The sequence below is a fragment of the Streptomyces sp. D2-8 genome (genome assembly GCF_023184515.1).
GTDB lineage: Bacteria > Actinomycetota > Actinomycetes > Streptomycetales > Streptomycetaceae > Streptomyces.
Window position 1 is genome coordinate 122,027 of record NZ_JAAHBP010000023.1, and the last position, 12,194, is coordinate 134,220.

The following is a 12,194-nucleotide window of genomic DNA, read 5'->3' on the forward strand; positions in this document are numbered from 1 at the left end:
TCGGGCCTACCGGGCACCCGTGGACGTTTGGGTGCCCTGGCCAGGGGGACGCGGAAGGCTCCCGAGCTACGCGACAGCGCCGGAGGCGAGCGACCGTGAGTCGACCCCGCATCGTGATCGTCGGTGCCGGCTTCGCCGGGTACCGCACGGCCCGCACCCTGTCCCGGCTCACCCGGGGCCGGGCGCACATCACCCTGCTGAACCCGACCGACTACTTCCTGTATTTGCCCCTGCTGCCCCAGGTTGCCGCCGGGGTCCTCGAGCCGCGCCGGGTCACGGTCTCCCTGTCGGACTCGCTGCCGGACGTACGACTGGTGCTGGGCGAGGCCGACCGCATCGACCTCGACGACCGCACGCTGCACTACACCGGCCCCGAGGGCGAGGGCGGCACCCTCGCCCACGACCGGCTGGTGCTTGCCGCGGGCAGCGTCAACAAGCTGTTGCCCATCCCCGGTGTCGCCGAGCACGCGCACGGCTTCCGGGGCCTGCCCGAGGCGCTGTACCTGCGTGATCACGTGACCCGGCAGGTGGAGCTCGCGGCCGCGGCGGACGATCCCGAGACCTGTGCCGCGCGGTGCACCTTCGTGGTGGTCGGCGCCGGATACACGGGCACCGAGGTCGCCGCGCACGGGCAGATGTTCACCGACGCGCAGGTACGCAAGCACCCGCTGCGGCAGGGCATGCGGCCGCGCTGGATGCTGCTGGACGTGGCGCCGCGGGTGCTGCCGGAGATGGACGAGAAGCTGTCCGCCACCGCCGACCGGGTGCTGCGGCAGCGGGGCGTGGACGTGCGGATGGGCACCTCCGTGAAGGAGGCCACGCACGACGGGGTCGTGCTGACCGACGGCGAGTTCGTCGGGACCCGGACGCTGGTGTGGTGCGTGGGCGTACGTCCCGACCCGCTGGTCGAGTCCCTCGGGCTGCCGATGGAGAAGGGGCGGCTGCTCGTCGACCCGCACCTGCAGGTGCCGGGCAGGCCGGAGCTGTTCGCGTGCGGGGACGTGGCCGCGGTACCCGATCTGGACGACCCGGGGAGCTATACGCCGATGACCGCGCAGCACGCCTGGCGGCACGGCAAGGTCGCGGCGGAGAACGTCGCCGCGTCGCTCGGCCTCGGCGGTGTGCGCAAGCCCTACCGCCATCGCGACCTGGGCTTCGTCGTCGACCTGGGCGGCGCGAAGGCCGCGGCCAACCCGCTCGGTGTGCCCCTGTCCGGCGTACCGGCGGGCGCGGTGACACGGGGCTACCACCTCGCCGCGATGCCCGGCAACCGCGTCCGGGTCGCCGCCGACTGGCTGCTGGACGCCGTACTGCCGCGCCAGGCCGTGCAGTTGGGGCTCGTACGGTCCTGGTCGGTTCCGCTGGACACGTCGTCGCCCGAGGTGGCCCGCGTGCCGGGTGGCCCCGGCCAGGGGCAGGAGGCGAGCGCCCGGTCCGGGCCGGGGGCGGCGCTCGCGGCCGACACGGACGACGGGGGCACCGGCACCGGAGGGCCGGGCCCGGCCCGGCCCCACGAAGAGCCCGCGAAGGGGCAGCCCGGATCCGGGGCGACGCAGGTGCGGCCCGGATCCGGGGCCGCGGTACCGCGGCCCGAGTCCGAGACGGCGAAGGGCCGCCCGCCCGCGGGCCGGCCCCGCTCCGCTCACGGGGAGCTGCGGTCCGAGTCCGAGACGGCGAAGGGACGGCCGGCCGCGGGCGCAGCCGGCGAATCGCGCAGGAACCAGCCGGGCGGTGAGCCTGCGAGGAATCAGCCTGATGCTGAGCCCGCGAAGAACCCGCCGGGTGACGAGCCCGCCAGGAACCAGCCCGGTGGTGAGCCTGCGAGGAATCAGCCGGGTGACGAGCCCGCCAGGAACCAGCCGGGTGGTGAGCCTGCGAGGAATCAGCCGGGTGGCGCACCGGCCGAGAACCAGCCGGGTGGTGAGCCTGCGAGGAATCAGCCGGGTGGTGAGCCCGCGAGGAATCAGCCGGGTGGCGAACCGGCCAAGAACCAGCCGGGTGGCGAGCCCGCCAGGTATCAGCCCGGTGGTGAGCCTGCGAGGAATCAGCCGGGTGGTGAGCCCGCCAAGAACCAGCCCGTGCCCGCACCCCCGCCCGGCCGCCCGCCCCCGAGCCCCCATCCCGCCCCCGGCCCCGTCAAGCGAACCGACCTCCCGGACGATTCCGCGAAAGGAGACTCATGAACACCGGTGAACTCACCGACCTCGGACAGCAGCTGCGGGTGGACAGTGTCCGCGCCGCCGCCGCGGCGGGCTCCGGGCACCCGACGTCCTCGATGTCCGCGGCCGACCTGATGGCCGTCCTCCTCGCGCACCACCTCCACTACGACTTCGACCGCCCAGCCCACCCCGGCAACGACCGCTTCGTCCTCTCCAAGGGCCACGCCTCCCCGCTGCTGTACTCCGCGTACAAGGCGGCCGGCGCCATCGACGACGAGGAACTGCTCACCTTCCGCAAGCTGGGCAGCCGCCTCGAAGGGCACCCCACTCCGCAGCGCCTGCCGTGGGTCGAGACGGCCACCGGCTCGCTCGGGCAGGGCCTGCCCGTCGGGGTCGGCATCGCGCTGGCCGGCAAGCGGCTCGACCGCACCGGCTACCGCACCTGGGTGCTGTGCGGTGACAGCGAGCTGGCCGAGGGATCCGTGTGGGAGGCCGCCGAGCACGCCGGGTACGAGCACCTGGACAACCTCACCGTGATCGTCGACGTCAACCGGCTCGGCCAGCGCGGCCCCACCCGGCACGGCCACGACCTGGACGCCTACGCCCGCCGTTTCCAGGCCTTCGACTGGCACACCATCGAGGTCGACGGCCATGACGTGGACGCCATCGACCGCGCCTACGGAGAGGCCGCGTCCACCAAGGGCCAGCCCACCGCGATCCTCGCCCGCACCCTCAAGGGCAAGGGCGTCGAGGGCGTCCAGGACCGCGAGGGCTTGCACGGCAAGCCGCTGCCGGAGGCCGAGGAGGCGATCGCCGAACTCGGCGGCCCGCGTGACATCCGCGTCCGGGTGCAGGAGCCGCCCGCCGCCCGCATGCTGCACTCCGTCCACACCGGGAACTTCGAACTCCCGAGGTGGGACAAGGGCGAAGAGGTCGCCACCCGCAACGCCTTCGGCGAGGCGCTCGCCGCCCTCGGCACCGGCCGCGGCGACATCGTCGCCCTGGACGGCGAGGTCGGCGACTCCACCCGTGCCGAGTTCTTCGCCAAGGAGCACCCCGACCGCTACTTCGAGTGCTACATCGCCGAGCAGCAGCTGGTCGCCTCGGCCGTCGGCCTCGCCTCCCGCGGCTGGGTGCCGTACGCCGCCACGTTCGCGGCGTTCCTGACCCGGGCCTACGACTTCGTCCGGATGGCGTCCGTCAGCGGCGCAGGCATCAACCTCGTCGGCTCGCACGCGGGTGTCGCCATCGGCCAGGACGGGCCCAGCCAGATGGGCCTGGAGGACCTGGCGATGATGCGGGCGGTGCACGGCTCGACCGTGCTGTACCCGTGCGACGCCAACCAGACCGCACGGCTCGTCGGCGCGATGGCCGGCCTGGAGGGCGTCCGCTACCTGCGCACCTCGCGCGGCGAGAGCCCGGTGATCTACGCCCCCGACGACGAGTTCCCGGTCGGCGGCAGCAAGGTCCTGCGCTCCTCCGGCCAGGACCGGCTGACCCTCGTCGCGGCGGGCGTCACCGTGCACGAGGCGCTGACCGCCGCCGAGGCCCTGGAGCAGGAGGGCATCCTGGTGCGGGTGATCGACCTGTACTCCGTGAAGCCCGTCGACCGGGCCACCCTGCGCCGGGCCGCCGAGGAGACCGGCTGCCTGGTGACCGTGGAGGACCACCACCCCGAGGGCGGTATCGGGGACGCGGTCCTCGACGCCTTCACCGATGGGCGCCCCGTCCCGCGCCTGGTGCGCCTCGGCGTCCGGAGCATGCCGGGCTCGGCGTCCCCGGAGGAGCAGCTGCGCGCCTCGGGCATCGACGCGGAGTCCATCGCGGCGGCCGGCCGGCTGCTGGTCGAGGAGGCGGTCGTGCGGTGAGCGGCGGCTCCGGCACGCGCAGGGTGCGGGCGGGCCGCCGCACGGTGGAGGTGCACCGGCCGGACAAGGTGCTCTTCCCCGGCGGCGGCGACGCCAAGGAGTACACCAAGGCCGACCTGGTGGACTTCTACCGGGCCGTCGCGCCCTTCATGCTGCCGCACCTGCGCGGCCGCCCGCTGATGCTGGAGCGGCACCCGGACGGCATCGACGGGCCGACGTTCATGCAGAAGAACACCCCGGACCACTACCCGGAGTGGATCAAGCGCGTCGAGCTGGCCAAGGAGGGCGGCACCGTCTGCCACACCGTCTGTGACGACACGGCGACCCTCCTCTACCTGGCCGACCAGGCGAGCATCACCCTGCACCGCTGGCTGTCCGGCGCCGACAGCGCCGACCACCCCGACCGGCTGGTCTTCGACCTCGACCCGTCGGGGGACGACTTCGAGGCCGTGCGCGAAGCCGCCCGGCTGCTCGGGGAACTGCTCGACGAGCTGGAGCTGCCCTCGGCGCTGATGACGACCGGCTCGCGCGGGCTGCATGTGATCGTGCCGCTGAACGGCCGGCACGACTTCGACGAGGTTCGCGCCTTCGCCCGGGACGTCGCCGACACCCTCGCCGAGGCGCACCCCGACCGGCTCACCACCGCCGCCCGCAAGAAGGAGCGCGGCGAGCGGCTGTACCTCGACATCCAGCGCAACGCCTACGCCCAGACCGCCGTCGCGCCCTATACGGTCCGGCCCCGGCCGGGCGCGCCCGTGGCCACCCCCATCACCTGGGCCCAGCTGGACGACCCTGAGCTCGGCGCCCGCCGCTGGACCGTCGCCGACGCCGTCGAGCAGGCCCGCACGAACCCCTGGTCAGGCCTGCTGAGCCGCGGCCGGGCGCTCGGACCGGCCTGGCGGCGGCTGAACGCCCTGCGCGGCTGAGACCCCCGCGGCGATCTTCCGGTGGGTGTCAGATGCATGCGCCTGTAGAGGTTTGGCGAACACGCTTGCGGCCACACGGAGGGGGAGGTGGCCATGTCGAACACAAAAAACACGCAAGAGTCACAGAGTTCACAGAAGTCACAGGACTCTCAGAATTCGAGCAAAACGAACGACGACCGGACGGCCCGGAAGCGGCCGAGCCCGATGGAGGTGCTGCGTCAGGCGCGCGGCCAGCTCGCGGAGCTCACCGGCATGGAAGCCGAGTCCGTGTCGTCCTTCGAGCAGACGGAGGAGGGCTGGGCGCTGGAGGTCGAAGTCCTCGAACTCGAGCGCGTACCCGACACGATGAGCCTGATGGCGAGCTACCAGGTGGAGCTCGACCCCGACGGGCAGCTCACGGGTTACCGGCGCGTCCGTCGCTACGAACGGGGTCGGTCCGACGCGCGCAGGGGCGGCCGCTAGGCCCCCCGACCCGACCCGCACCCACACACGAGGAGGAACACCCGGCATGACAGTCGTACCGGCACAGCAGTCCGGCGGCGGAGGCGGCAGCAGCGGTCTCTACGACGTGCTTGAGCTCGTCCTGGACAGGGGGCTCGTCATCGACGCATTCGTGCGCGTCTCCCTGGTCGGCATCGAGATCCTCAAGATCGACGTACGCGTCGTCGTCGCCAGCGTCGATACCTACTTGCGCTTCGCCGAGGCGTGCAACCGGCTCGACCTGGAGGCCGGCCCGCGCAAGGACCCGGGGCTGCCCGACCTGGTCGGCGAGATGACCGAGTCCGGCGCCCGCGGCAAGTCGAAGGGGGCGCTGTCCGGCGCCGCCGAGACCATCTCCGACGCCTTCCAGCAGGCGCGGTCCGAAGGCTCCGAGCGAGAGACCGAGTCGCGTCCGCGAGCCCGCAAGAGCACGTCGTCCCGCCGTAAGGAGGAGCAGGAGTGAGCACGTACGTCTACGGCATCGCCTCGAGTTCGCACCCCGGTCTCCCCGAGGGCATGAGCGGCGTCGGCGATCCGCCCCGCCCGGTGCGCATCCTGCGCGAGGGTGACCTCGCGGCCGTCGTCAGCGAGGCGCCCGACGGGCTGCGGCCCAAGCGCAAGGAGCTGCTCGCCCACCAGAACGTGCTCAGCGAAGCGGGTGCGGCCGGCTGTGTGCTGCCCATGCGGTTCGGCAGCGTCGCCCCGGACGACGACTCCATCACCGGGGTGCTCGCCGAGCGCGCCGAGCACTACAAGGAGCGGCTGCGGGCCCTGGACAACCGGGTCGAGTACAACGTCAAGGCCAACCACGTCGAAGAGGCCGTCCTGCACCAGGTGATGGCCGAAAGTCCCGACATCCGCGGTCTGGCGGAGGCCAACCGGCAGGCGGGTGGCGGCAGTTACGACGACAAGATCCGGCTCGGCGAGCTGGTCGCGGCCGCGGTCAAGGCCAAGGAGGCCGACGACGGCGCCGCCGTGCAGCGCGCCCTGGAGCCGGCCGCCGACGACGTGAGCGTGGGCCCGGAGTCCACCGGCTGGCTGGCCAATGTGTCGTTCCTGGTGGACCGGGATTCGGCCGAGTCCTTCCTGGCCGCGGTCGAGCAGGTTCGCAAGGACATGCCGCACCTGGAGGTGCGGGTCAACGGTCCGCTGCCGCCGTACAGCTTCGTCGAGCCCGGCCCGGCCGAGCCCGCGGGCACCGTGGCGAGCGGAACGGAAACCGGAGCGGGGTGACGACGTGGGTCTGATCTCTGAGGTGCTGCTGCTGCCGTTCGCACCGGTACGCGGCAGCGCCTGGGCCATCAAGCAGGTGGTGCAGGAGGCCGAGCGGATCTACTACGACCCCGCCACGATCCGGGCCGAACTGGCCCGCCTTGAGGAGCAGATGGAGGCCGGAGAGATCACGGAGGACGAGTTCGACCGTCTTGAGGACGAACTCCTCGACCGGTTGGAGATCGCTTCGCGCGGGAGCGCGGGAACAGGCAACGGGACAACACCATGAACCGAACGGGACTGGGTCTCGCCATAGGGGCCGGATACCTCCTGGGACGGACCAAGAAGCTGAAGATGGCGATGGCCGTCGGCGGCCTGGTCGCCGGGAAGAAGCTGAACCTGAGTCCGCGCATGGTCGCGGATCTGCTCCAGCAGCAGCTGCGGAACAACCCGCAGTTCAAGGAGATCGGCGACCAGCTGCGGCAGGACCTGCGCGGTGTCGGCAAGGCCGCCTCCGGTGCCATGGTCGAGCGGCAGATCGACGCCCTCGCCGACCGGCTGCACGGCCGTACCGCCAAGGTGCGCGACCAGCTGACGGGCGTGGTGCCCGGCGAGCAGGACGAGGACGCCGAGGACGAGGAGCCCGAGGAGCCCGAGGAGCCCGAGGACTCCGGACTCGACGAGGAAGAAGAGGAAGAGGAGCCCGACGCGGAGGAGCCTGAGGACTCCGGTGCCGACGAGGAAGAGGAAGAAGAGGAGGAGGAAGAGGAAGAGGAGCCGGAGGCGAAGAAGGCCCCCGCCAAGAAGGCCCCCGCCAAGAAGGCGCCGGCGAAGAAGGCGGCCAAGAAGGCTCCCGCCAAGAAGGCCCCCGCGAAGAAGGCTCCCGCGAAGAAGACGGCGGGCCGCAAGGCGGCGGCGAAGAAGACCACGCCCGCCAAGAAGAAGGCGACCTCCGGGGGCCGGGGCGGCAGCGCCCGGTCCCGGCTGCCGAAGGGAGGCGGTGAGGGATGAGTGACACTCTCGGCTCGGCGAAGTCCGCCGCCAACGGAGCGACGAAGAACCCGCTCACAGACCTGGCCCACAGCGAGGCCGCCGACCGGCTGAAGGCCGAACTGCAGGAGTACCTCGCCGCTCAGGCCACCCGCATGCTGACCGGCGTGGGCCACAAGCTCGGCGAGACCACCGGCAAGCTGAACGACATCGCCGAGGGCAACAGTCCCGGCTTCGCCAAGCTCGCCCTCGAAGGCGGTCGCAAGATCACCGAGGGCAAGGGGCCGCTGCGCTCCGCACTGGAGATGGGCGGCTCGCGCCTCAAGGACAAGGTCACCGGTGCCTTCAAGGGCCTGGGCGGCAAGGGCAAGGGCAAGGGCCGTTCCGGCAACAAGCCCACCGTCATCATCGAGCACATCGATGTCGGCGTCCCGCTGCGCACGGCGTACGACCAGTGGACCCAGTACCAGGACTTCAGCACCTTCGCGAAGGGTGTCAAGGCCGCGAGCAAGGCCGACGACACCACCTCCGACTGGCAGTTGAAGGTCTGGTGGTCCAACCGCAGCTGGAAGGCGACCACGACCGAGCAGGTCCCCGACGACCGCATCGCCTGGACCTCCGAGGGGGCCAAGGGCACCACGAAGGGCGTCGTCTCCTTCCACGAACTCACCGACAGCCTGACCCGCGTCCTGCTGGTCATCGAGTACTACCCCTCCGGCTTCTTCGAGAAGACCGGCAACATCTGGCGCGCCCAGGGCCGCCGCGCCCGGCTCGACCTGAAGAACTTCGTCCGCTTCATCACCATCAAGGGCGAGGCGGAGGACGGCTGGCGCGGTGAGATCCGCGACGGCGAGGTCGTCCGCAGCCACGAGGACGCCGTCGCCGAGGAGGAGGCGGAGTCCGAGGAGGAGAGCCCCGAGGGCGAGGAGCCCGAGGGCGAGTACGACGAGGATGAGACGGAGGAGGAGGGCGAAGAGGAGCCCGAGGGCGAGTACGAGGACGACTCCGAGGCCGAGTACGACGAGGAGGCCGAGGACGAGGAGCCCGAGGACGAAGAGGAGCCCGAGGCTGAGTACGAGGACGAGGACGAGGACGAGGAAGTCGAGGCGGGGAGCCGGCGATGACGACGCCCAGCAGGATGCCCGAACCCTACGGCCAGGGGAGCGGCGCCAACCTCGCCGACATCCTTGAACGGGTCCTGGACAAGGGCATCGTGATCGCGGGCGACATCCGCATCAACCTGCTCGACATCGAACTCCTCACCATCAAACTGCGATTGATCGTCGCGTCGGTCGACAAGGCGAAGGAGATGGGCATCGACTGGTGGGAGACCGACCCGGCCCTGTCCTCGCGCGCCCGGCGCGACGAACTGACCCGTGAGAACGCCGAGTTGCGCGAGAGGCTGGCCCGGCTGGAGGAACTGGAGCCCGGCCGCGCGGAGAAGAAGGAGGCACCGTGACCGGACTGCGGTACGTCTACGCCGTCTGCCGCCCCTTCGGTACACCGCTCCAGGCCCAACTGACGGGGGTGGCGGGCGACCCGCCCAGAACGTTGACCCACCACGGCCTGGTCGCCGTGGTGAGCCACGTACCGGAGCGGGACTTCGCGGAGGAGCCGCTCCATGCCCATCTGGAGGACCTGGACTGGCTCACCGAGACCGCCCGGGCCCACCAGGGCGTGATCGACGCACTCACCACCGTCACGACCCCGCTGCCGCTGCGGCTCGGCACCGTCTTCCACGACGACAGCGGCGTGCGGACCATGATGGAGGCCCGCGAGGAGAGCTTCCGGCAGACCCTCGACCGGCTGGAGGGCCGCGTCGAGTGGGGCGTCAAGGTCTACGCCGAGTCCGAACCGCAGGAGAGCCCCCGGCCCGCGCAGAAGCCCGCGTCGGGCCGGGACTACCTGCGGCAGCGGCGGATGCAGACCCGGTCGCACGAGGAAACGTGGCAGAAGGCGGAGAGTTTCTCGACCAGGCTGCACGAGGAGCTTTCCGCCTTCGCGGAGGATGCCCGGCTGCACCCGCCGCAGAACCCCGCTCTTTCCAAGGCGACCGGGCGGAACGTCCTGAACGCCGCCTATCTCGTACCGCGTGCGCATTCCGAGGAATTCGTGGAACTGGTGGACCGTACCAAGGGCGAGCTGCCCGGAATGCGCGTGGAACTCACCGGCCCCTGGGCGGCCTATTCGTTCGCCGGGGAGGCCACATGACCGACGGGGAGCATCCGTGACCGTAGTGGAACGCCGTGAGGTCGCTCTCGTGGACCTGCTCGACCGGCTGCTCGCCGGCGGAGTCGTGATCACGGGGGACATCACGCTGCGGATCGCCGACGTCGACCTCGTCCGTATCGACCTCAACGCGCTCATCAGCTCGGTGAACGCCCAGGTGCCCTCACCGTTCGAGGAGTTGCTGTGACCACCCCCGACAAGCCCCGGCCGCACCGCAACCGGATGGATCTGGAGCCCGACACCGTCGAGCGCGACCTGGTCAAACTCGTGCTGACGGTGGTGGAGCTGCTGCGCCAGCTCATGGAGCGCCAGGCGCTGCGCCGGTTCGACGTGGGGGACCTGAGCGAGGATCAGGAGGAGCGGATCGGGCTCACGCTCATGCTGCTCGACGAGCGGATGACGGAACTGCGCGAGCGGTACGGACTGCGGCCCGAGGACCTCAATCTGGACCTCGGGCCGCTCGGACCGCTGCTTCCGCGGGACTGACGCTCACGCGTTTCCCCGGGCCCTGACCCAGGCCCGGGGAAACGCGTGTGTATTTACCACCTGTACCAACGACCCCTGCCGCCGGATGCCGATGTGCCGCGGACGAAGAATCCCAGCAGCCACAGGACGAGAACCGCGAGTGCGATCCACCAGAGTATCTCCACTGCAAATCCGGCGCCGAAAAGAATCAACACCAGAAGCAGGACCAGCAGGATGGGAACCATAATTCGAACCTCCTGCTTTTATAGTGTCCCGCAATCGGTATTTCAGGCCTCCTTTCGGCAGAGAATTTCGCCGTGCAGGACGCTGAACCACCCGTCCTCCCGGGTGCCCCATTCCCGCCAGGCCTCGGCCACGCCCCGCAGGTGCGCCTCGTCGGCGTGTCCGCCCTCCAGGGCCCGGTCCGCGTAGGCCGACGCCAGGGTGCGGTCGGCCCACAGTCCGCTCCACCAGGCCCGCTCCTGCGGTGTGGCGAAGGTCCAGGTGCCGGAGCTCGCCGTGATGTCCGTGAGCCCGGCCTCCCGTGCCCAGGCCGTCAGCCGGCGTCCCGCGTCCGGCTCACCGCCGTTGGCCCGGGCGACCCGGCGGTAGAGGTCCAGCCAGGCGTCGAGCCCCTCGGACGCCGGATACCAGGTCATGGCCGCGTAGTCCGCGTCCCGTACGGCGATGAGACCGCCGGGTCTGACGACCCGCTTCATCTCGCGCAGCGCCCGCACCGGGTCGCCCACGTGCTGGAGCACCTGGTGGGCGTGGACCACGCAGAACGTGTCGTCCGGGTAGTCCAGGGCGTGCACGTCGGCGACCGCGAAGCCGACGTGGGCCAGCCCCCGGCCGGCCGCCGTGGCACGCGCCTGCTCCAGGATCCCCGGCACCCGGTCGACGCCGGTGACCTGCCCGTCGGGCACCAGCTCCGCCAGGTCGGCGGTGATCGTGCCGGGCCCGCAGCCGATGTCCAGGATCTTCATGTGGGGCTTGAGCGACGGCAGCAGGTACGCGGCCGAGTTGGCGGCGGTCCGCCAGGTGTGCGAGCGCAGTACGGACTCGTGGTGCCCGTGGGTGTAGACGGCGGTCTCCCGGGGTTCCGGCATGGCGGATCCCACCCCTTCCGGTCGGGTCGGCTTGGGATCACCGTACGCAGGGTGGCCGCATATTGAGACCCGCATCCTGCAATGTGGACTGACGGGACGTCAGTAGCCCGCCGTGCGGTGCGGGTACAGGGAGGGGGTGGACACGCCGGCGGTCCGCGGGCAGGCTCGTGCCTGATCATCATCACCGAAACAGGGGGAACCGAGAGATGAGCGGGCACGTGACGGCGGTCAGCAGCAACGGGGAGTACTCGTTCACCAAGCCGAACCGGGACAGCATCACGCTGCTCACGGGGCTCGGGGTGGAGGGCGACGTGCACGCCGGCGTGACGGTCAAGCACCGCTCGCGCATCGCTCAGGACCCCACCCAGCCGAACCTGCGCCAGGTCCACCTCATCCACGAGGAGCTCTTCGCCGAGGTCGGCGAGGACGGGTTCCGGGTGACGCCCGGCGAACTCGGCGAGAACATCACCACCCGCGGCATCGACCTGCTCGGACTGCCGACCGGCACGCTGCTGCGCATCGGCGACGGCGCGGTCCTGGAGGTCACCGGGCTGCGCAACCCCTGCCTGCAGATCGACCTCTTCCAGGACGGGCTGCTCAAGCGTGTCGTCGGACGTGACGAGGCGGGGAACATCGTGCGCAAGGCCGGGATCATGAGCGTGGTGCGCGAGGGCGGCGTGGTGCGGCCCGGCGACCCGATCGAGGCGGAGCTTCCCAGCGAGCCGCACCGGCCGCTGGAACGGGTCTGACCGGCAC

16 protein-coding genes are annotated in these 12,194 nt (G+C 71.2%); 14 read left to right on the forward strand and 2 right to left on the reverse strand.

All coding sequences use genetic code 11. The features are described 5' to 3' along the window. The first annotated feature begins 95 nt into the window (after nucleotides 1-95). The 13 genes from G3I77_RS32780 (at nucleotide 96) to G3I77_RS32840 (ending at nucleotide 10,350) form a co-directional block, all read left to right on the forward strand. Entirely contained in the window at nucleotides 96-2,183 is a 2,088-nt protein-coding gene (locus G3I77_RS32780; RefSeq protein WP_248509484.1) for an FAD-dependent oxidoreductase, read from the forward strand. Further along, a complete protein-coding gene (locus G3I77_RS32785; protein ID WP_248509485.1) occupies nucleotides 2,180-4,027 on the forward strand; it encodes a transketolase in 1,848 nt (615 codons plus the stop codon). Before G3I77_RS32780 ends, G3I77_RS32785 begins: the two co-directional genes overlap by 4 nt. Beyond that, on the forward strand, nucleotides 4,024-4,953 hold the full coding sequence (gene ligD, locus G3I77_RS32790) for a non-homologous end-joining DNA ligase (RefSeq protein ID WP_248509487.1): 930 nt from the start codon (nucleotides 4,024-4,026) through the stop codon (nucleotides 4,951-4,953). The genes G3I77_RS32785 and ligD overlap by 4 nt, the downstream gene beginning before the upstream one ends. Before the next feature lie 93 nt (nucleotides 4,954-5,046). Then, nucleotides 5,047-5,415: a gas vesicle protein gene (locus G3I77_RS32795; protein WP_248509591.1), complete on the forward strand. Its 369-nt coding sequence runs from the start codon at nucleotides 5,047-5,049 to the stop codon at nucleotides 5,413-5,415. A 46-nt stretch (nucleotides 5,416-5,461) separates the two neighbouring features. Beyond that, nucleotides 5,462-5,896: a gas vesicle structural protein GvpA gene (locus G3I77_RS32800; RefSeq protein WP_248509489.1), complete on the forward strand. Its 435-nt coding sequence runs from the start codon at nucleotides 5,462-5,464 to the stop codon at nucleotides 5,894-5,896. After that, a complete protein-coding gene (locus G3I77_RS32805) occupies nucleotides 5,893-6,666 on the forward strand; it encodes a GvpL/GvpF family gas vesicle protein (protein ID WP_248509491.1) in 774 nt (257 codons plus the stop codon). The genes G3I77_RS32800 and G3I77_RS32805 overlap by 4 nt, the downstream gene beginning before the upstream one ends. Before the next feature lie 4 nt (nucleotides 6,667-6,670). Then, nucleotides 6,671-6,934, forward strand: coding sequence for a gas vesicle protein GvpG (locus G3I77_RS32810; protein ID WP_191845112.1), 264 nt, complete (start codon nucleotides 6,671-6,673; stop codon nucleotides 6,932-6,934). Beyond that, nucleotides 6,931-7,656, forward strand: coding sequence for a DNA primase (locus tag G3I77_RS32815; protein WP_248509493.1), 726 nt, complete (start codon nucleotides 6,931-6,933; stop codon nucleotides 7,654-7,656). Before G3I77_RS32810 ends, G3I77_RS32815 begins: the two co-directional genes overlap by 4 nt. Then, nucleotides 7,653-8,759 carry an SRPBCC family protein gene (locus G3I77_RS32820; RefSeq protein ID WP_248509495.1) on the forward strand — a complete coding sequence of 369 codons (1,107 nt, stop codon included), beginning with the start codon at nucleotides 7,653-7,655 and terminating at the stop codon, nucleotides 8,757-8,759. The genes G3I77_RS32815 and G3I77_RS32820 overlap by 4 nt, the downstream gene beginning before the upstream one ends. Continuing rightward, nucleotides 8,756-9,094 carry a gas vesicle protein gene (locus tag G3I77_RS32825; RefSeq protein WP_031108661.1) on the forward strand — a complete coding sequence of 113 codons (339 nt, stop codon included), beginning with the start codon at nucleotides 8,756-8,758 and terminating at the stop codon, nucleotides 9,092-9,094. The genes G3I77_RS32820 and G3I77_RS32825 overlap by 4 nt, the downstream gene beginning before the upstream one ends. After that, on the forward strand, nucleotides 9,091-9,846 hold the full coding sequence (locus G3I77_RS32830) for a GvpL/GvpF family gas vesicle protein (protein ID WP_248509496.1): 756 nt from the start codon (nucleotides 9,091-9,093) through the stop codon (nucleotides 9,844-9,846). The genes G3I77_RS32825 and G3I77_RS32830 overlap by 4 nt, the downstream gene beginning before the upstream one ends. 16 nt (nucleotides 9,847-9,862) lie before the next feature. Beyond that, complete coding sequence (locus tag G3I77_RS32835) at nucleotides 9,863-10,051, forward strand: gas vesicle protein (protein WP_003994122.1); 189 nt, start codon at nucleotides 9,863-9,865, stop codon at nucleotides 10,049-10,051. 35 nt (nucleotides 10,052-10,086) lie between these two features. Beyond that, nucleotides 10,087-10,350 (forward strand): gas vesicle protein K, encoded by a 264-nt coding sequence (locus tag G3I77_RS32840; RefSeq protein ID WP_248509596.1) that lies wholly within the window; start codon nucleotides 10,087-10,089, stop codon nucleotides 10,348-10,350. A gap of 53 nt (nucleotides 10,351-10,403) precedes the next feature. On the opposite strand, the gene G3I77_RS32845 is transcribed toward G3I77_RS32840, so the two are convergent. Together G3I77_RS32845 and G3I77_RS32850 are read right to left on the reverse strand one after the other, a co-directional pair. Next, complete coding sequence (locus G3I77_RS32845; protein ID WP_248509498.1) at nucleotides 10,404-10,574, reverse strand: hydrophobic protein; 171 nt, start codon at nucleotides 10,572-10,574, stop codon at nucleotides 10,404-10,406. A 42-nt stretch (nucleotides 10,575-10,616) separates the two neighbouring features. Beyond that, nucleotides 10,617-11,438: a methyltransferase domain-containing protein gene (locus tag G3I77_RS32850; RefSeq protein WP_248509500.1), complete on the reverse strand. Its 822-nt coding sequence runs from the start codon at nucleotides 11,436-11,438 to the stop codon at nucleotides 10,617-10,619. Between the two features lie 206 nt (nucleotides 11,439-11,644). On the opposite strand from G3I77_RS32850, the gene G3I77_RS32855 reads away from it, so the two are divergent. Further along, on the forward strand, nucleotides 11,645-12,187 hold the full coding sequence (locus G3I77_RS32855; RefSeq protein ID WP_248509502.1) for an MOSC domain-containing protein: 543 nt from the start codon (nucleotides 11,645-11,647) through the stop codon (nucleotides 12,185-12,187). Nucleotides 12,188-12,194: the final 7 nt, after the last annotated feature.

What these genes read in the sequence shown, in the direction of transcription:
- G3I77_RS32845 (WP_248509498.1), bottom strand. Translation starts at nt 10,574, where the DNA reads ATGGTTCCCATCCTGCTGGTCCTGCTTCTGGTGTTGATTCTTTTCGGC.
- G3I77_RS32785 (WP_248509485.1), top strand. Translation starts at nt 2,180, where the DNA reads ATGAACACCGGTGAACTCACCGACCTCGGACAGCAGCTGCGGGTGGAC.
- G3I77_RS32820 (WP_248509495.1), top strand. Translation starts at nt 7,653, where the DNA reads ATGAGTGACACTCTCGGCTCGGCGAAGTCCGCCGCCAACGGAGCGACG.
- G3I77_RS32825 (WP_031108661.1), top strand. Translation starts at nt 8,756, where the DNA reads ATGACGACGCCCAGCAGGATGCCCGAACCCTACGGCCAGGGGAGCGGC.
- G3I77_RS32850 (WP_248509500.1), bottom strand. Translation starts at nt 11,438, where the DNA reads ATGCCGGAACCCCGGGAGACCGCCGTCTACACCCACGGGCACCACGAG.
- G3I77_RS32795 (WP_248509591.1), top strand. Translation starts at nt 5,047, where the DNA reads ATGTCGAACACAAAAAACACGCAAGAGTCACAGAGTTCACAGAAGTCA.
- G3I77_RS32815 (WP_248509493.1), top strand. Translation starts at nt 6,931, where the DNA reads ATGAACCGAACGGGACTGGGTCTCGCCATAGGGGCCGGATACCTCCTG.
- G3I77_RS32800 (WP_248509489.1), top strand. Translation starts at nt 5,462, where the DNA reads ATGACAGTCGTACCGGCACAGCAGTCCGGCGGCGGAGGCGGCAGCAGC.
- G3I77_RS32855 (WP_248509502.1), top strand. Translation starts at nt 11,645, where the DNA reads ATGAGCGGGCACGTGACGGCGGTCAGCAGCAACGGGGAGTACTCGTTC.
- G3I77_RS32840 (WP_248509596.1), top strand. Translation starts at nt 10,087, where the DNA reads ATGGATCTGGAGCCCGACACCGTCGAGCGCGACCTGGTCAAACTCGTG.